Genomic DNA, 18,244 nt, shown 5'->3' with positions numbered 1-18,244 from the left:
CTGGCTCGATCTGATCTGATCCGTGGCGGCTCGGCTGCCGGGCGGCTCGGCTGCTCGGCAGCTCGGCAGCTTGGCTGGCCGGCAGCTTGGCTGGCCGGCAGCTTTGCGTTGCGGCTTTGCTGCCCGGCTTCCCCAGCTGCCCGGCTGCTTTATGCCGCCTCGAGAATCAGGATCCCACCGGCTATCGCCACCGCCGCGAAGATCCGATACCGCCCGAAGGGCTCGCGCAGGAACACCGACCCGAGCGCCGCGCCGAAGATCACGCTGGTCTCCCGCAGCGCCGACACCGCCGCGAGCGCCCCGCGCGTCTGCGCCCACAGCACCAGGCCGTAGGCGAACAGCGACAGTGCTCCCGCGATCACTCCGCGCAGCACGTCGCCGCGGCTCAGTTTCCTCAGCGTCGGAAGCAGTCCCGCCGCGGTGGACACCCGGCCGCGCCGCGTCATGATCGCCACACACGCGGCCGTCATCAGCGTGCTCTCCGCGAGCATCATCCAGGCGGTGTAGCCCGCGGCGGTCTTCGAGTGCCGCACCGCGACACCGTCGGTGACCGTGTACGTCGCGATCGACAGACCGGTCATCGCTGCCCAGAACAGTGCTTTGCCCTGCGCGCGCTTGGGTCGTCCGGCGGAGAACACCAGCGTCGTCAGCCCACCGCAGACCACTGCGATGCCCACGGTCTGGTGCCGCGACATCGGATCGCCCAGGGCGGTGGCGAAGAACGCCACCACCACCGGCGACAGCCCTCGCGCCAGCGGGTAGACCTGGTTGAAGTCGCCGATCTCGAAGGTCTTGATCAGCATCAGGAAATAGCCGACGTGCAACGCCGCCGAGACCAGCAACAGCACCCACGACGCGCGATCCGGCGCGGGCAGCAGGAAGACGCCGATCGCCGCCAGCACTCCGGACGACACCGTCATCAGCAGCGATGCGGTGAGTTTGTCGGAGACGAACTTGAGAATCGCGTTCCAGCTCGCGTGCAGGAAGGCGGCGGATAAGACGACGGGCACAAGGATTCCGGGCGCACCGGCAGCCGAAGCCTCGGCACTGAGCAGACTCAATTCCCCACCCTTATATATGTGTCCTGCGAACCGACTCAGGCGGCCGGTCCCGTGCTCCCCCGCACGATCAGTTCCGTAGCGCTGTGCACGACCGCGCGCCCCTCGTCCTGCACCTCGGACACCACCATGCGCATCGCTTGCTCACCCATGCCCTCGGTATCGACGCGGACCGTCGTCAGCGCGGGCATCAGGTCGGCGCAGATCGGCAGATCGTCGAAGCCGACCAGGCTGACGTCGTCCGGCACGCGACGTCCGGCGTCACGCAACGCCGCCAACGCGCCGATAGCCATCACGTCGGCCATCACGAACACCGCCGTCACGTCGGGATGCGCGGCCAGCAAGCGCTGCGTGGCGTCGTAGCCGCCGTCGCGGGTGAAGGCGCCCTCGATCTCGTGGCCGACCGGATCGCCGTCGCTGTCCATCAGGCCGCTGCGAAAGCCCTCGGACCGGTCGGCGATCGTCACCAGTCCGCGTGGTCCGGCGACCATTCCGATCTCGCGGTGTCCGAGCGCGGTGAGGTGCAGAGCCGCCGCGCGCGCCCCCTCGACGTTCGCCGGCAGCACGGCGTCGATGTCCGGTCCCTGGTCGCCGATGCTCACCACGCGACCGCCGCCCTGCTGGTAGTCCAGCAGCCGCTCGCGCAGCGGCTTCGCCAGCGCCGGGTCCACCGGCGGCGAGCCGGCGACCAGGATCGCGCGGGCGCGCTGCGCGCCCAACCGGGTGATGTAGTCCAGCTCCAGCTCGGGGTCGCGGTAGGTGTTCGCGACCATCACCAGCAGGTCCCGCTCACGGGCCACCCGCATCGCACCGGCGGCGACGGCGGAGAAATACGGGTCGTTGACGTCGTGGACCAGCAACCCGACCAGCGAGGTCGTCGCGCGGGCGAGGGCCTGCGCCGGGCCGTGCGAGACGTAGCGCAGGCGCGTGGCGACCTCGCGGACGTGCTCGCTGAGCTCGGGGTTCACCGTCCTGGTGCTGCCATTGAGCACCCGCGAGGCGGTGGCCAGCGAGACGCCCGCGGCGTCGGCCACCTGCTGCAGGGTGGCGCCGCCGCGGCGCGGAGCCGGCGAGGGTGTTGACCGCTGCGTGGACACGCTCGTAACCTATCGCCTCGGGGCAGGTGCGGAAAGCGCTTTCCGGCGTCTCCCGGACCCTTGGGTGATCACAACTAGATCTCGGGAGCAGCGATGACACGCGAAACGGTCGGCATAGCGATGAACGGCGTCACCGGACGCATGGGCTACCGGCAGCACCTGCTGCGCTCCATCCTCGCCATCCGCGACCAGGGCGGCCTGGCCCTCCCCGACGGCCGCACGGTCTGGCCCGAGCCGATCCTGGTCGGTCGCAACGCCGAGAAGATCGAGGCGCTGGCCACCCGGCACGGCCTGGACAAGTGGACCACGTCCCTGGACGAAGCCCTGGCCGACCCCTCGGTGACCGTCTACTTCGACGCGCAGGTCACGCAGGCCCGCGTCCCGGCCATCACCCGGGCGATCGAAGCGGGCAAGCACATCTACACCGAGAAGCCGACCGCCGAGACCCTGGACGACGCGATCAGCCTCGCGCGCATCGCCGACGCCGCGGGCATCAAGCACGGCGTGGTCCAGGACAAGCTGTTCCTGCCGGGCCTGCTGAAGCTGAAGCGACTGGTCGACTCCAGCTTCTTCGGCCGCATCCTGTCCGTCCGCGGCGAGTTCGGCTACTGGGTCTTCGAGGGGGACTGGCAGCCGGCGCAGCGGCCGTCGTGGAACTACCGCGCCGAGGACGGCGGCGGCATCATCCTGGACATGTTCCCGCACTGGCGCTACGTGCTGGATCACATCATCGCGCCGGTCCGAAGCGTCTACGCCGAAGCCCGCACCGACATCCCGACCCGCTGGGACGAGCAGGGCCGGGAGTACAAGGCCACCGCCGACGACGCCGCGTACGCCCTCTTCGAACTCGAAGGCGGCATCGTCGCCTCCCTGAACTCCTCCTGGACCACCCGCGTCAACCGCGAGGAACTGGTCGAGTTCCAGATCGACGGCACGCACGGCAGCGCCGTCGCGGGCCTGCGCAACTGCAAGGCCCAGCACCGCGCCGCCACCCCGAAGCCCGTCTGGAACCCCGACATCCCCGCGACCGAGGACTTCCTCGCGCAGTGGCAGGAGGTCCCGGACAACGCGGTCATGGACAACGGATTCAAGGTCCAGTGGGAGATGTTCCTCGCGCACCTCGTCGCCGATGCGCCGTACAGCCACGACCTGTGGGCCGGCGCCCGCGGCGTGCAGCTGGCCGAACTCGGCGCGCAGTCCTGGCGCGAGGGCCGCAAGGTCGCCGTGCCGGAGCTCGACCGGACCGGGAAGTGAGCGGCGCCATGGCGGGCTTCACTTCGCGCGTCGTGTACGCCGCCGCGCATGTCGTGGCGGATCCGGAGGCTGACAACCGCGCGGGGAAGCCCGCGGTCCTGGACTGGGACGCGACGCTCCGCTTCCGCGAGCACCTGTGGTCGCTGGGCTTCGGCATCGCGGACGCCATGGACACCGCGCAGCGCGGCATGGGATTGGACTGGTCGGCGACGCAGGAACTGATCCGACGGAGCGGCGCGGCTGCGAAGGCAGTGGACGCGGGGAACGTGCCCACGCTCCTGGCGTGCGGCGCGGGCACCGACCAACTGTCCGCCGGAGCACATTCGCTCCCTGACATCCGGGCCGCGTACGAGGAGCAGCTTGACGTGGTCGAGGCGGCAGGCGCACGCGTGATCCTGATGGCGAGCCGCGCGTTGGCCGCCTCCGCACGCTCGGCCGAGGACTATCTGACGACCTACCGTGCACTGCTGGACCAGGCCGCGAACCCGGTGATCCTGCACTGGCTGGGCGACATGTTCGACCCGGCGCTGGCGGGCTACTGGGGCTCCGCCGACATCCCCACCGCGATGGCAACAGTCCTGGAGCTGATCAACGCCAACCCGCAGAAGGTCGACGGCATCAAGATCTCCCTCCTGAACGCCGACCACGAACTCGAACTCCGCCGCCGCCTCCCCGCAGGCGTCCGCCTCTACACCGGCGACGACTTCAACTACCCCCAACTGATCAAGGGCGACACCACCGGCCACTCCGACGCCCTCCTCGGCATCTTCGACGGCATCGCCCGCCCCGCCGCACAAGCACTCCAAGCCCTGGACCGCGGCGACCTCCAGACCTACGACCGCCTGATGAACCCGACGGTCGCCCTATCCCGCCACATCTTCGAGAAGCCCACCTTCCACTACAAAACCGGCCTGGTCTTCCTCGCCTACCTCAACGGCCACCAAGCCCACTTCCGCATGGTCGGCGCCCTCGAAACAGCCCGCGACACCACGCACCTGACAAAGCTCCTCCACCTCGCCGAAGCCGCCGGCGTCATCGACGACCCCGAGCTGGCCGCACAGCGCTTCGCGGCGGTGGTCGCATGACGAGCGCTGAGATGCCGGGCGCCGGTACCAATACCGCTGGTGCCGACGATGCCGCTGCCGCCGCCGACAGCGAATCCAGCGCAGGCACCCGCCGCCGCATCCGTACTCGCGGCGGTCGCCGCATAAGCACTTCCGAACTGCCCCGAACTAACACCGAATCCGGCGCAGGTAACCGCACTCGCAAGCTGCCCGCCACCGACCCCGCGACGGTGACCCCATGAACTCTCTCGAGCTATTCCGCTTGCGCCCATCCGCCAGCGGATCCGGCATCGGCGCCCGCGTCCGCAGTCTGCCGGTCACCGGCCTCGCGGCGGTGCCCGCATGAAACTCTCCCTCAACCAAGCCACCGTCAAGCGCCTCACCCTCGCCGAGGCCGCCGAAGGCTGCGTCCGCGCGGGCATCCCGGCCATCGGACTCTGGCGCGACCGCGTCCAAGAGATCGGCATCGAGGCCGCCGCCAAGATCGTGCGCGCATCAGGCCTCGAGGTCACCAGCCTCTGCCGTGGCGGCTTCATGACCGCCGCCTCCGCCGCGGACCGCGCCGCCGCGCTCGCCGACAACAAGCAAGCGGTGCTCGAGGCGGCCGGCGTCGGGACCGATGTGCTGATCCTCGTCGTCGGCGGGCTCCCCTCCGGGTCCAAGGACCTGCCCGCCGCGCGGGGCGCCGTTGCCGAGGGCGTCGCCGATCTGGTGCCGTTCGCGGCCGAGCATGGTGTGAAGCTGGCGATCGAGCCGCTGCATCCGATGTTCTGCGCCGACCGGGCGGTGGTCTCCACGCTGGGGCAGGCGCTCGACATCGCCGAGGCGTTCCCGGCCGAGCAGGTCGGCGTCGTGGTCGACACCTACCACGTTTGGTGGGATCCGCAGCTGGAGGCGTCGATCGCCCGTGCCGGTAAGGGAAATCGGATCCTTTCCTACCAGGAGTGCGACTGGGTCGTGCCGCTGCCGGCCGACATGCTGCTGGGTCGCGGGCACGTCGGCGACGGTCACATCGACTTCGCGCGGATGCGCTCGCTGGTCACCGCCGCGGGGTGGACCGGCTATGCCGAGGTGGAGATCTTCAACCAGGAGATCTGGGACGCGGACGGCGACCGGACCATCGCCACCGTCCGCTCCCGCCACGAGGCGGTCAGCGCCGCCTCGGGTCTGTGACAGCTCCCGGACGCGCGCGGATCCGGCTCGAGAGCCGGATCCGCTTCCGTCCTACCGGGTGCTGATCATCTACGACACGGCGACGTCGTCGTACAGCGTGTACGTCGGGTCGCCCGCGTAGTTGTCGTCGTGGTTCGACAGCGTCAGCGTGTAGCTGTCGCCCGCGGTGACCGCGGCGGTCACCTGCTTCCAGCCCGAGGTCGGGTTGGTGCAGGTCTTGGCCAGGACGGTCTTGGTCGTCCCGGTGGTGTTGTCCTTCAGCGTGGCCGTCGCCCAGTCGTACTGCACCGTGTCGTCGCAGGTCACGTTGTACCAGAACGCGAGCCTGCTGTTACCCGCGCCCGCGGTGAAGGTCTGCGCGATGGTCGAGGTGCTGCTCGGGTTGAGGTTGCCGAGTTCGGCCGCGTAGCCGCCGGCGTGCGGGCCGGTGGCGGTCGCGGCGGTGACGCCGGAGGTGGTCCAGCCGGACAGCGAGCCGTTCTCGAAGCCGCCGTTGGTGATCACGGTGCCGCCGCCGGTGGTCGAGTTCACCGTCCAGCCGAAGGTCGCCGAGCCCGAAGCACCGGTGGTGTCCTTAACGGTCACGGTCACTGACGAGCTGCCCGCAGTGGTCGGAGTGCCGGAGATCAGGCCGCTGGCACTGTTAATGGCAACGCCCTGCGGGAGGCCGGTGGCCGTGTAGGAGAGGGTCTGACCGGACGTCGAGTCCGACGCCTGGATCTGCAGCGAGACCGCGCTACCGACCGTGGAGGTCTGCGCCGCGGGCTGCGTGACGGTGACCGCGCCGCCGCCGTTGTGGGTCAGGATCTGGTGCGACATCGCGCAGCCGTTGGTGTCGTTCGACCAGCTCGCCTGCTCTGCGAAGGTGTCCGAGCCCAGCGTGACGTTCGCCGCGCCGCCGGTCGTGCCCGGCTTGAGCCACGCGCACTCGTCGGAGTTCTCCTGGCCGTTGTAGGACGAGCCGGTGTTGTTGGTCCAGCCGCCGGCCGGGTTCTTGTCCGACATCATCTCGTGCCACTCGTGGCCGAGGGTCATCGTGTAGCCGTCGAGGGTTCCGGCGCTGCCGGAGTTGACGAAGTTCGTGCCGCAGGTCTGGCCGGCGTCGATGTTGTAGGGCTGGTTGCTGAAGGCGATGTCGCCGTAGCTGCTGGCGACGGCGCCGCCGGTGAGCGTGGTGTCGCCGTTGTAGTCGTGCCAGGCGCAGTAGCCGGTCGAGGGGTTCTCGTAGTCGTCCGGGTTCGTGCCGGTCGGCGACAGGATCACGTAGTACGCGTTGCGGTTCGAGGCGGCGGTCGTGTTGCCGAAGTGCGCCGCCGCGTTCACCGCCTCCACGCCGAGGGCGTGGCCGCTGGCCTTCGCCGGGGACGCCGCCGAGTTGTCGTACCAGACACCGGCCAGCACACCCCCGCTCTGGTAGGGGACGAAGGCGGCGTTGCTCGGGCAGCTGGTCGCGCCGGCGGCGACGTTCGGGCCGTCGCACCACTGGGTCAGGTCGGCCGACCAGGTCTCACCGCCGGTGCCGATGTCCTTGAACATCTTCTGGGCGGCCGGCGCGGCGCCCTTCGGGTCGCCGGAGAAGCTGGAGACGCCGTTGGAGCCGGCGGTCTGCGTGCCCCACTGGGACCCGTAGAACACCAGATAGACCTGATTTTTACCGGAATTCACACCGATGCCGTCGACGCCGCCGCCGTAGGACAGCGTCTCGGAGCCGGTCGGAGCCGCATGTCCGGCGGCGTTTATACGGTCGCAGAGCGTCTGCGTTTCCGTAGGCTGCACACCGTGCTTGTGGCTGTGCGGGGCGTGCTTGCAGGACGCGGGGTTGATCTCCCAGGCCTGCGCGGTCTGCGCGGTGGCCGCCAGGAGTCCGAAGCCGGCCGCCATGGTGGCGACAGCCGCTCCGGCCGCGGCAGCCCGCCGCCGCGTGTTCGTGTTCTTCATCTCCGCCTTCTGTGGGGTAGAGGGGGTGGGTGGCGAGCTAAGAATCCGCTGAAAGGCACGTCCGACCGCATCGGGGGAAACCCTTGAACAGCTCCACCATGACCAGCCCTTTACGTCGGACGTCGTGGCCGGGAACACAGCGGGAACTCTTGTGACCGCGGGCGAACACGGCGTAACCTTCCCCGAACAGCCGCCGCGGGCCGTCGGAAACGGTCTCCGCGGCCGTCACCGGCATCATGATCGCCAAGGACTTGACATGATCGGGCATGGGGAGCTCGTCGCCGACCTCACCGCGCGCGCGGCCGACGCCGTCCCCACCGTCCTGACGGCACCACCCGGCCGCGGCAAGTCCGCCCTCCTCGACGCCGTGGCAGAACCCTGGATCGCCCGCGAGGACCACGTCGTCTGGCTGACCGCGGCTCCCACCGACCGCGACGTCCCCTTCGCCGCCCTCACCGACCTCCTCACCGAGGCACCCGACCTCCCCGAACCTTGGCTCGCGGCCCTCAAGCAAGCCCTCCGCCGGATACCCGGCACCCCCGATCGCGTAGCGATCCGCCTCGCCGCACGCGCATGCCTGGACGCGGCAATACCGCCCGACAAAGGCGTCCTGCTCCTGGCCGACGACCTCCAATGGTGGGACGCGGACAGCCTCGACGTCCTGGCCCACCTCGCCCGGCACGGCATCCCGGTCGTCGCGGCAACCCGCCCCGGCGGCCCGGTGGACTTATTGGGCCGCGACGCCCAAGAAGTCCCAGTCCCCGCACTGACCGCCGAACAGACCGCGACGCTGTTACAGGAACGCGGAATCGGCTTCCGCATCGCGGCACGCGTTCACACCGCAGCCGGCGGAAACGCCCGGCTGACCGTGGAAATCGCCCGCGGCTTCGACGCCACCTCCGGCGCACTCGACGCGGTCACGACACCGGCGGCGGCACGACGCTGCATCCGAGGCTGGATCGACGAACTGCCGACCCCGGACAACGTCTGGCGCACCCTGCTGATCGCCGCGATCGCCGCCGACCCCGCAATCCCCACCCTGCGGCGAACCGCGGGCCCAGCCACACTCGAAGCCCTAGCCTGCGCCGAACAAGCCGGACTGATCACAGTCGACGTGCACGGCACAGTCACCTTCCCAGCCACAGCAGTCCGCGACACAGTCCTCGCCGACGCATCCCAGGAAACCCTCCGCACAGCCCACCTCCTCCTCGCCGAAACCACCACGGACCCCACCGCCCGCCTCTGGCACCGCGCCACCGCCGCCCGCGACCGCCCAGACCTGGAAGTCGCCTCCGAACTGGCCATCGCCGCCCGAGCAGTACGCCGACGAGGCGACCCAGGACGCGCGGCAGAGTTATGGCTGCTCGCGGCGGAGATGATGCCGGCACGCGAAACCATGGCCGAAACCACGGACGCCTCGAACGGCTCGCTCGCGCCGCTGCCGGCTCCGGTGAGCGGGACAGCCGACCGGACGCAGCACGCCGATCAGCAGCCAGTCGCGCGCGATGCCAGCGCCGCGCGCCAGCACGCCACACACGCGCAGCCGAGTAGCGGCCCGACCGCCACCACAGGTTCCCTCAGCGCGCCCGATGCCAGCACAACTCGCCACCAAGCCGCGACCGCGCAGCCCGCCGACACACCGCCACAAACCGCAGACTTCCCCACCAGAGCCACTCGCCAGCCAGCTGCGACCTCGCAGCCGATCAGCGACCCGACACCGGCCACCAGCTTCTTCACCGCTCTCGATGCCAGCGACACTCGCCAGCCAGCCGCGTCCTCCGCACCAGCCGGCAGACCATCGACCACCGCAGCCTCCACCGACCAACCGCCCCGACCTCCTGCATCGCGCACCACCCCCCGCCCCACCGCCGTTGCCGCCCTCCTCCTCGCCGCCGCCACCGACGCGGCTGCTGCGGGCCGTCCGCACCTGGCGCGTACCGCGGTGGCGCGGCTGGATCGCACCGAGTCCGATCATGCGGCGCGGGCTCGGGCTCGGTTGGCGGTGGTTGATGCGGCGGGGCAGGCGGTGGGGGGGTTGGATGGGATTCTGGGGCGGGCGTTGGCTGATGCTGAGGCGGCGGCTGATCCGGCTTTGCTCTCCGCCGTGCATCTGCGGGTCGCGTGGCATGCGCATCTCGCGCTCGGCGATAATCGGCGGGCGCATGACGCCGCGCGGGCTGCGGTGCGGGCTGCCGAGTTGTCGCAGGATGCTGAGTCGCGGGCTGCCGCGCTGGTCATGCTGGCGCGCATCGAGCAGTTGCTCGGCGAGTCCTCGTATCCGCGTGTGCTGCGGCGGGCGTTGGCGCTCAGTCCTGAGCCTCCTGGCGCGCTGCTGAACTCCCCGCGCTGGCTGAGTGTGCGCTTCGCGCTGTTCGCCGATCAGCTCGACGAAGCGCGCCACCATCTCAGCCAGCTCACCTCCCACGCCGAGCGCAGCGGCAGCCACGCTGATCGCGCGCTCCTGCTGCGCGGCGCGGTGGAGATCGACGCACGCGCCGGCCACGGCGCCGCCGCCATCCGCAGCGCACGCCGCCTCGAAGAACTCCCCGGCGCCGACCGCGCCTCGCCCGGGCCCGTGTGGTTCACCGCCGCGTTGGCGCAGACGGCCGGCGGCACGCTGGAGGAGGCGCTGCGCCTCGCCGATCGGGGGACCGCCGCCTCGGCGCAGGAACAGGACCAGATCTTCCTGACCCGCTGCCTCGCCCTGTCCGGCGGAATCCGGCTCCTCCTGCGCGACACCGCAGCGGCCGCCGACGACCTGAACCGTGTCAGGACCCTGGTAGCGGAGCAGGGCATCGCCGATCCGGCCGCCGTCCGCTTCCACGCCGACCTCGCCGAGGTCCTGGTCTCGCTCGGCCAGCCCGACGAGGCAGCCGTGATCGTCACCGAGACCCGGCGCGCCGCCGAGGAGCTCCGACGCCGCGGCGTCCTGGCCTCGCTCGACCGAGCCGACGCCGTCATCAAGGCCTCGCAAGGCGATCACGCCCGCGCCGAAGCCCTCCTGCACCGCGCCGACCACACCTTCCACACGCTCGGCCTCCCCCTGGAACGCGGCCGCGTCCTGCTCACCCGCGCGATCATCGACAAGCGCCGGCGCCGCGCGGCATCCGCACGCCGCTTCCACGACCAAGCCACAGCGATCTTCCAGCGCGCGCAGGCGCCGCTCTGGGAACCGGCCGAAGTCGTCACCGAAACGCCGGGACCGGCGCACGGCCCAGGGCAGGGACCCGCGCCAGACCTCACCGCCGCCGAACAGCGCATCGTCGCCCTCGTCACCGAAGGCCTGCCGAACCGCGAGATCGCCGCGAACCTCTTCCTGTCCGTCAAGACCGTCGAAAGCGTGCTGACCGGCGTTTACCGAAAGCTCGGCGTCCGATCGCGCACGCAGCTCGCCGTCCTCTTGCGCGATGATTAGCTGATTAGGGGAAACGCTTTAGAAAACGTATTCTTTCCCCGTGCCGAGACGACCTGAAGCCGACCGCGACTCGACCACCCCCCGCGCGGCGACGATCCGCGACGTGGCGAGCCGAGCCGGGGTCTCCGTCGCGACCGTGTCCCGGGTCCTCACCGGCAACTACCCGGTCGCGTCCGCCACCCGCACCAAAGTCCTGCGCGCCGTCCGCGAGCTGGACTACGTCGTCAACGCCCACGCCCGCGCCCTGGCCGGCAACCGCTCCAAGATGATCGCGGTCCTGCTGTCCAACCTGACCTCGCCCTTCTACAACCGCGTCGCCTCCGGCGTGGAGCAGCAGGCGATGGCCGAGGACCGGCTCTGCATGGTGAGCACCACCGGTGGCGACCCGGAGCGCGAGGTGAAGCTCGTCGAGACGCTGCGCGAGCAGAACGTCGACGCGGTCGTCCTGGTCGGCGGCGTCGTCGACTCCCCCGAATACCGCGACCACATGGCGCGCCTGGCCCGCCTGCTGGACAGCGCCGGCTCGCGCCTCGTGATCTGCGGGCGCCCCTCACCCGGCGAAAACCTGCCGGTCACGGTCGTGGAGTACGACAACGCCGGCGGCGCGTTCGCCGCGACCAGCCACCTGCTGTCCCAAGGGCATCGCAGGATCCTGTTCATCGGCGGCGACGAGGCCAACACCACCACCCGCGACCGCCTCGACGGATACCGCCGCGCCATCCAGGCCTACGGGATCGAGGCGGACCCGGCCCTGGTCATCGTCGGCAACCAGCTCCCGCCGTTCGCCTACGCCGAACTCAAGAAGCGGCTGGCCGCCGGACCGCCGGACTTCACCGCGGTGTTCGCCTGGGACGACCACATCGCCGCCCGCACCCTCGTCGCACTGCGCGAGTCCGGCGTCTCCGTCCCGGACCAGGTATCAGTGATCGGATACAACGACGAACAAGAAGCGCAGGACCTCTATCCAGCGCTGACCACCGTCTCGATCCCGCACATGGAACTCGGCCGCGAAGCCGTCCGCCTCGCCCTGCACCGCGACGAAGCCGCCGCCCCGAATCAGCACGTCGTGCTGGGCACCCATATCGTGATGCGGGATTCGGTGCGACCGCTCATCAACCGGTGAGCCGGGCTCAAGCGAAGTCTGGCTTCACCTTCAAAGCGTCAGCCAGAGGCACAGCCTCGGGATGCCACTTCGACTCCCACTCCAGCGACATCCAGCCCTGATATCCCAACTCGCGCAACGCGGCGTAGAACTCAGCCAGCGGAATCGTGCCGTCGCCGAGCGGCAACGGCGTCCGCTCGGTCGGCGAGAGCACGTCCTTCACCTGCACATGCCGCAAATACGGCGCCAGCACGTCCTTCGTGACGGAGATCGGCTCGCCGGTCCGCCACGGATGCATGACATCCCAGATCGTCCCGACATCACCAGAGACCTGAGACAGTACCCGAGCGATATCCACACCCTGTGGATGACTGTCGTGAGTTTCCAAGAGGACTGCGACGCCCTCGGGCAACCGCTCCGCGATCGCGTTCAGCCGACGCACCGCACGCGCGTCCGCGTCGGCACCAGGCTCCTCCGCACCAGGGAAAACGCGCACGAAAGGTGCCCCGAGATCCCGTGCGAGATCGGCATGTGCCAAAGCGTCCGCGACGCACTCGTCGTCGCCGATCTCCCCGCGAGCCACTTTGACATACGACGCGACCGCCAACACCGTGACGCCGCCGGACTCCAGCAATGCCCGCGCAGCTACCCGCTCCTCCGGCGACAGCCCGACGTGCACAGGCTCGTCATCAGCTGCCCGCAACTCCAACCCGAGCCAGCCGGTGGACCGCGCCAACTCCACGACGTCCGCCAACGGCAACCCGGAACAGCCCAACGTCGAAAACGCCAGCGGCCAGCTCATTCGGCGACTTCGCCTCCCTCGTCGACACTCTCATCGGCACCTTCATCGACGCCTTCATCAGGGAGCCGATACACCATGACCTTCGACCGGTAGAACACCGTCCCGCCAGGATGCTCTGCCATCAGATACGGCGTCCCCGAGAACGCTCCCAGCGCGTTGGCGCCCAACTCGCTCTCGACACCGGCCGACGTCCAACCGCCAAGGCTCTCGATCCGAGACATCACCCCGAGGTCGTTGATCGCGAACGCACCGGGCAGCTTCTCGTTCTCACCACGCAGCACCTGCTCAGGACCGGCGACGGGATAACCGCCCTCGCGCACGGTCCAGCCGGCAGGCGCCGTCACGCGGTGGACCCGGATCTCGGCGCCTTCTTTGACAAAGGTCTGAGTCTCGATCTCCGCGCCCTCGACCCCGCGGACCGTACCGCCCGGCTCCTCCTCGAAGCCCGGGACGTGCCGCGACGCGCCCCACTCGGCTGCCGCCCCGATCGGCTCGATCACGGCGCGCGAGGTAACCCGGCCGTCCGGCGCGATCAGCGCGACGTGGTTGCCGACGCGCTTGGCCCACGCCTCGGCTTCGGTGTCCGGCGCGGTCACCGTCGAGAACGCCAGCGGCGAGTAGAAGGCGTCGGTGTACTCGGCGAGCGGCGTCGTGTGGTGGCGTGCCTTGTCGCTGCCGTGGTTCAGCAGCCGGACCACGCCGTCGCGCTTCGTCCCGCTCAGCGACCAGCCGACCGGGCCGATCGCGGTCTCGAAGTCCGCGACCTCCACCGGCAGCGGCGACTCCGGCGCCGTCCACACCCTGTGGTCAGCCGGAAGCATCAGTCCGATGAACCCCTTCGACGCCCAGTACGGCGAAGCAGGGCCCGAATAGTTCTGCACCATCGGCAGGAACGGCTCATGCCATCCCAGCGTCAGCAACCCGCGCTCATCGGGGGCGCCGTGCTCGGCGAAGTGCTTCATCACGCCGCTGGCCGCACGCCGCGAAAGCCCTGCGCCGTAAGGGGAACAGTCGAACATCTCCCCGACCCAGATCGGCGCGGCCGCCGCGAATCGGTAGGTCAGCGACCGACCCTGGTGGATCGGCGCGCCGTCGGCGCCGAAGAAGTCGAAGTAGCGCTCCAGGAACTGCCGCAGCCGGTCCCGGTACACCTCGCGCGCCGCGAGTGCGCGGTCATTGCGCGCCCCACCCTCGGCCATCTGCGTCCACACCAGCGGATACAGGTGCATCGCCCAGCCGATGTAGTAGTCAAAGTTGCGCCCGGCGCCGTCGGTGTACCAGCCGTCGCCGACGTACCACTCCTCGGTGGCGTCCAGACCCCGCAGGATCTCAGACTCCTCATATTCGGCGCCGATCGACGACAGGAACTCCTCGGTGACCGTCTGGAACAGCATCCAGTTGTTCGGCCACGTCGGATTGCCGACGAACTCGCCGAGCCAGTCGGCGACAAGCCCTTGAGCGCGCGTGTCCAGCTTGTCCCACAGCCATTCGCGCGTGTAGTGCAGACCCAGCGCGATCGACGCCGCCTCCACCATCGGCTGCCCCGGCCGTCCCTGCGGAATCCGTGGCCAGGCCTCGGGATGCGCGGCGTCCGCACCGGCGGCCAGCCCCGACGAGTACCGCGCGATCAGATCCTCGGCGACCGGTCCCCGACCCTGGTCGGCGACGATCCGCCACGCCGCGAGCAGGAAGGTGCGCGCGAAGCCCTCCAAGGCGTCCGAGTCGAAACCCGAGACGCTGGGACGCCCCGGCAGCTCGAAGCGCGCGGAACTGGGGGAGGCGAACGGTTTCACCGAATCGAGCAGGTGATCGGCCTGCGCGAGCCAGTGCTCGCGCGTCCAGCCGGTGTACGGCGAAGCCCGCCGGTCCTCGGGGACATCCAACGCGCCGGCCATCAACGCTCCTTGCGCTCGACGGTGAACACGGACTCCAGCCGGCTGGCACCAGCCTCGATCATGCATCGTAGCCGAACTCGGAAAACGCTTTCCAGCTCCCCGCGGTGACCGGTCGTCTCGATGGTCTCCAGTTCCGGGGTCATCGCCAGGGTTTCCTGCCAGGTAAGTACACAGCGCGCCGCTTCGCCTTCCCACACCACGCGATCGGCCTCGAGCACGGGTCGGATCCGGCTGATGTAGAGCTCTTCGAAGGGCATCGGACGGTCGGTCTCGACCCGGTCCACGACGACCAGGCTGCCGTGCCGCTGCCAGGTGAAGCGGCGTCCGAGAGCGAGCAGCCCGGGGACCTCGTAGGCCGAGGTCATGTCCAGTGTGAGGATCGCGCCCTGCCCGGTCTCGGCGAACCGCTCGACCTTCGCGGCGTGCTGGGCGCCCGGCAACTGCCCGCGGCCGTCGATCACCGGGAGCGAGTGCCCCTCGGCTGCGGTATGAACGTGCTGATACCGCTTGGTCCCGAAGTAGTCGGCGGTGTATTCGCCCGCACCGAGATCGGCGAGGAACGTCTCGCTGTGCGCACGCAAGATGAACTGGCCGACGTCCAGATGGTTGTGGAACTCGTCGTTGTGCCCGCCCTTGGCCGCGAACTCCGCCTCGCCGCCGCAATCGACGACCCACGCCAGATCCGGCAGGTACGAAACACCCGGGCTGGCCGCGCGATTCAGCACGCGCTCCGTCGTCCACTCGATGTTCTTGGAGAGGTGCGGCCAGCGATGGCAGAAGTCTGACGCAAAGGTCGGAACCGTCTCGATGCGCGGCACCGGCACGCCGAGCCGCTCGACGAGCCGCGCCATCAATCCGGTCGGGATCGTCGCGGTCTCCGAACCGTCGGAGAAGCTGGGGAAGCGTCCGTCGCCGAATCCGACTCGGGCTGGGAAGGCGGCGATCTCGCGGATTTTGGTGTCCAGCAACAGATCCGGGCCGCCTCGCTCCCTCCAGGCCTCGGCGAAGTAGGCGAAGTACCCGAAGCCGTAGACCCAGTAGTCCATGCCCTCCGAGCAACCGCCGTCGGCGGGGTAGTACTCAATGAAGCGGCGCAAAGACTTCTGCGCGCGCTTGAGGATCATCGCCAGTCGCTTGGCATCGTCGGGGAAGAAGGCCAGCGCTGCCATTCCGACGCCGCCGGCGACCACGGCGAGCCAGTTGTTGGTCATCTTCTCGAACGCCATCGGCCGCTGGTCATCGGCGAACGGGATGAAGACCCGGTCCAGCAACTCCTCGCGGCAGCGCATGATCACGTCTTCGGGCAGCTGCTTGCCGAAGCGCTCGATCAAGTCGGCGACGGTGTGCGCGGTCTCGGCCGCGAACAGGTCGACGTTGCGCCGCATGTCCCCGTCCCGCGCGTACTGCTCGTGCGCGGGCAGGGCCCAGGTGTGCTCGTCGCAGATTCGCCACAGCTCGTCGGCGAGAACGGCGAGCACCTCCGGGCTCACGGCGCTGTCTGTCCGCAGGTCGAAGATCGCGGCCGCACCGGCTGCGACCAGCCGCCCGCGCCGCTCGAAATAGGGATGCTCGTAGCTGAAACGGTGTCCGGTGTCGCCGAACTGCCGATACAGCGTGTAGGTCAGCTCGGGCGCGGCGGATCCGGCCGCCCTCGCCACGACGTCGCGGACCTCGTCTTCCAGGGCGGCCAGGTAGCTCATGCGCCGATCATGCCTCAGTCTCGGGGGTGTCTATCTATTAACGGGGATCAACCGTGAGTCTTGGCGTACTCGGCGCCGAGTTCGGCGGCGATCTGGTCCCCGCCGCTGCTCTTCCACTTCTTGATGACGTCGTCCCAGGACGAGAGCTGCGCCTTCCCGGTGATGATCTGGTTCATCCCGTCCTGGATCTGCTGCAAGAGCGTCGGCCACTGCTTGTTCCGGGTCGCCGACTGGACGCCCAGGCTCGGGTCTGTCACGCCGATGGGCACGATGTCCACCTGCGCCTGATAGCAGCGCTTGGCTGCCTCCGGCTCGCCGGCGAGGTAGTTCACCAGCGGAGCGGCCATGACGTACTTGACCGGCACGTTCACCGAGTTCTCGATCTTGCCCAACGCGGTCGGCGCCGACGGACCGCCGTCCGCACCCCGGTTGAAGTGCACGCCTTCGAGCCCGTAGTTGATCAGCTCCCACTCCTTGGAGCCGAACGGCGCGGCGAGGAAGTTCAGCACGCCGAGCAGCATCTTGGCGCGCTCCGGTGTCGTCTTCTTCAGTACCGTGTAGCCGAAGTAGCCGGGGGTGAGCCACGGCGTCGGCTTGGCGCCGGTACCGGCGTCGAAGGGCCGGACGAAGTCGACCTTCCACTTCTCGTTGACGGCGGTCGCGTAGCCGCCGAACCCGCCGAAGCCGTCGGTGGTGGTGACGTAAGTACCGTTCTGGAAGTCGGTCTTGCACTGCGTGCTCGACACGGTCAGCGCCGCCGGGTCGTAGAGTCCCTTGCCGTACCAATCGGCCATGGTCGCCAGCGACTGCTTCATGCTGTCGGTGCCGTACGCGGTGGTGAACTGACCGTTGGCGAGCGACCACAGGTTAGGCGTGCCGTGCACCCCGGAGTGCGTCAGGTAACCGAATGAGGCGACCTTGTTGGTACCGAGCGCGAAGTGCCCTTGCGTGTTCAGCTTCATCAGCCCGGCGGTCAGCTCCGCCTTCGACAGCCCGCCCGGCTTCGGGTTCCAGATCCCGGCCTGCTGGAACAGGTCGGAGTCGGCGAAGAACGAGTTCCCCAGACGCGGCCGGTGGATCGGGATCCCATAGAAGTCGCCGCCGACGCGTCCCACCGAATCCCAGCTGTACGGCGGTATCGCGGCCAGGTTCGGATACGCCTTCGCGCCCGCGTCCCCGGCCAGGTACTGCCCCAGCGGCTCGCACTTGGCCTGCAGGAACTGCGCCTCGTTCGGCAGCTGGTAGAGCCCGAGCATGATGATGTCCGGCAGATCCGAGGCGGCCATCATGGCGCCGAGCTTGGTCTGCCAGTCGGCGTCCGTGACCATGGTCAGCTCGAGGTCCACGCCGACGGCGTCGTTGACCGCCTTCCACAGCTGGTTCTGGTCCGGGCCCTTGGGCTGCGTACCGTAGGTGACGATCAGCGCGCGCACCTTCGACCCGTCGCCGGGCTTGGCGGGCACCGACTGGATCAGGTTGGACGGATAGCGCAGGAACGTGTCCTGCACGCCTGCCGCGGTGCCAGGCATATCAGGGTGCAGACCCGCCGCCGGAGTGTAGGTCGGCCAGGCCATGAGCTTCTTGTCGACGTTGGACTGCGCGGCGCCGGAGGAGGTCTTCGACCCCCCGCAAGCCGCCAGGGCCGGAACGGCGACGGCCGCGACGGCGGCGGCTCCGGTCGTACGCAGGACGGTCCTGCGGGAGATCTGCTGCGCGGTGCTGGTGAAGGGCATGACGGTGCGGCTC

At 69.4% G+C, this 18,244-nt stretch carries 12 protein-coding genes; 5 read left to right on the top strand and 7 right to left on the bottom strand.

Annotation, left to right across the window (positions count from 1 at the left end):
* Positions 1-149 precede the first annotated feature (149 nt).
* Both CACI_RS00710 and CACI_RS00705 read right to left on the bottom strand, forming a co-directional pair.
* On the bottom strand, positions 150-1,010 hold the full coding sequence (locus CACI_RS00710) for an EamA family transporter (RefSeq protein WP_012784392.1): 861 nt from the start codon (positions 1,008-1,010) through the stop codon (positions 150-152).
* An 86-nt stretch (positions 1,011-1,096) separates the two neighbouring features.
* Positions 1,097-2,155, bottom strand: a complete 1,059-nt coding sequence (locus tag CACI_RS00705; RefSeq protein WP_012784391.1) for a LacI family DNA-binding transcriptional regulator — start codon at positions 2,153-2,155, stop codon at positions 1,097-1,099.
* 93 nt (positions 2,156-2,248) lie between these two features.
* On the opposite strand from CACI_RS00705, the gene CACI_RS00700 reads away from it, so the two are divergent.
* The 3 genes from CACI_RS00700 to CACI_RS00690 all read left to right on the top strand — a co-directional run bounded on the left by CACI_RS00700 (position 2,249) and on the right by CACI_RS00690 (position 5,646).
* Positions 2,249-3,409 (top strand): Gfo/Idh/MocA family protein, encoded by a 1,161-nt coding sequence (locus CACI_RS00700; RefSeq protein ID WP_012784390.1) that lies wholly within the window; start codon positions 2,249-2,251, stop codon positions 3,407-3,409.
* Positions 3,410-3,417: 8 nt separating this feature from the next.
* The gene (locus CACI_RS00695; protein WP_012784389.1) at positions 3,418-4,494 is read left to right on the top strand and encodes a dihydrodipicolinate synthase family protein; all 1,077 of its coding nucleotides are present in this window, start codon (positions 3,418-3,420) and stop codon (positions 4,492-4,494) included.
* Positions 4,495-4,815: 321 nt separating this feature from the next.
* On the top strand, positions 4,816-5,646 hold the full coding sequence (locus tag CACI_RS00690) for a sugar phosphate isomerase/epimerase family protein (protein WP_012784387.1): 831 nt from the start codon (positions 4,816-4,818) through the stop codon (positions 5,644-5,646).
* Positions 5,647-5,715: 69 nt separating this feature from the next.
* On the opposite strand, the gene CACI_RS48890 is transcribed toward CACI_RS00690, so the two are convergent.
* Entirely contained in the window at positions 5,716-7,584 is a 1,869-nt protein-coding gene (locus CACI_RS48890) for a putative Ig domain-containing protein (RefSeq protein WP_012784386.1), read from the bottom strand.
* 256 nt (positions 7,585-7,840) lie between these two features.
* Between CACI_RS48890 and CACI_RS00680 the strand changes: the two genes are divergently transcribed.
* A complete protein-coding gene (locus CACI_RS00680) occupies positions 7,841-10,999 on the top strand; it encodes a LuxR C-terminal-related transcriptional regulator (protein WP_012784385.1) in 3,159 nt (1,052 codons plus the stop codon).
* A gap of 40 nt (positions 11,000-11,039) precedes the next feature.
* Positions 11,040-12,122 carry a LacI family DNA-binding transcriptional regulator gene (locus CACI_RS00675; RefSeq protein WP_012784384.1) on the top strand — a complete coding sequence of 361 codons (1,083 nt, stop codon included), beginning with the start codon at positions 11,040-11,042 and terminating at the stop codon, positions 12,120-12,122.
* 7 nt (positions 12,123-12,129) lie between these two features.
* Here the strand turns inward: CACI_RS00675 and CACI_RS00670 are convergent, their stop codons facing one another.
* The 4 genes from CACI_RS00670 to CACI_RS00655 are packed head-to-tail and all read right to left on the bottom strand — an operon-like array spanning position 12,130 to position 18,231.
* A complete protein-coding gene (locus CACI_RS00670; RefSeq protein ID WP_012784383.1) occupies positions 12,130-12,903 on the bottom strand; it encodes a sugar phosphate isomerase/epimerase family protein in 774 nt (257 codons plus the stop codon).
* Positions 12,900-14,798 carry a DUF2264 domain-containing protein gene (locus CACI_RS00665; RefSeq protein ID WP_012784382.1) on the bottom strand — a complete coding sequence of 633 codons (1,899 nt, stop codon included), beginning with the start codon at positions 14,796-14,798 and terminating at the stop codon, positions 12,900-12,902. Before CACI_RS00665 ends, CACI_RS00670 begins: the two co-directional genes overlap by 4 nt.
* Positions 14,798-16,498 (bottom strand): heparinase II/III domain-containing protein, encoded by a 1,701-nt coding sequence (locus tag CACI_RS00660; protein ID WP_012784381.1) that lies wholly within the window; start codon positions 16,496-16,498, stop codon positions 14,798-14,800. Before CACI_RS00660 ends, CACI_RS00665 begins: the two co-directional genes overlap by 1 nt.
* 47 nt (positions 16,499-16,545) lie before the next feature.
* Positions 16,546-18,231, bottom strand: coding sequence for a type 2 periplasmic-binding domain-containing protein (locus CACI_RS00655; protein WP_012784380.1), 1,686 nt, complete (start codon positions 18,229-18,231; stop codon positions 16,546-16,548).
* Positions 18,232-18,244: the final 13 nt, after the last annotated feature.

Origin of the sequence: Catenulispora acidiphila DSM 44928 (assembly GCF_000024025.1) — a bacterium.
Lineage (GTDB): Bacteria > Actinomycetota > Actinomycetes > Streptomycetales > Catenulisporaceae > Catenulispora > Catenulispora acidiphila.
Note: the sequence above shows the minus strand (reverse complement) of the source record. Positions and strands in the feature narration are given on the sequence as shown.

Excerpts from the sequence above, each read along its gene's own strand:
- CACI_RS00660 (WP_012784381.1), bottom strand. The coding sequence starts at position 16,498 with ATGAGCTACCTGGCCGCCCTGGAAGACGAGGTCCGCGACGTCGTGGCG.
- CACI_RS00690 (WP_012784387.1), top strand. The coding sequence starts at position 4,816 with ATGAAACTCTCCCTCAACCAAGCCACCGTCAAGCGCCTCACCCTCGCC.
- CACI_RS00695 (WP_012784389.1), top strand. The coding sequence starts at position 3,418 with ATGGCGGGCTTCACTTCGCGCGTCGTGTACGCCGCCGCGCATGTCGTG.
- CACI_RS00700 (WP_012784390.1), top strand. The coding sequence starts at position 2,249 with ATGACACGCGAAACGGTCGGCATAGCGATGAACGGCGTCACCGGACGC.
- CACI_RS00670 (WP_012784383.1), bottom strand. The coding sequence starts at position 12,903 with ATGAGCTGGCCGCTGGCGTTTTCGACGTTGGGCTGTTCCGGGTTGCCG.
- CACI_RS48890 (WP_012784386.1), bottom strand. The coding sequence starts at position 7,584 with ATGAAGAACACGAACACGCGGCGGCGGGCTGCCGCGGCCGGAGCGGCT.
- CACI_RS00665 (WP_012784382.1), bottom strand. The coding sequence starts at position 14,798 with ATGGCCGGCGCGTTGGATGTCCCCGAGGACCGGCGGGCTTCGCCGTAC.
- CACI_RS00680 (WP_012784385.1), top strand. The coding sequence starts at position 7,841 with ATGATCGGGCATGGGGAGCTCGTCGCCGACCTCACCGCGCGCGCGGCC.
- CACI_RS00655 (WP_012784380.1), bottom strand. The coding sequence starts at position 18,231 with ATGCCCTTCACCAGCACCGCGCAGCAGATCTCCCGCAGGACCGTCCTG.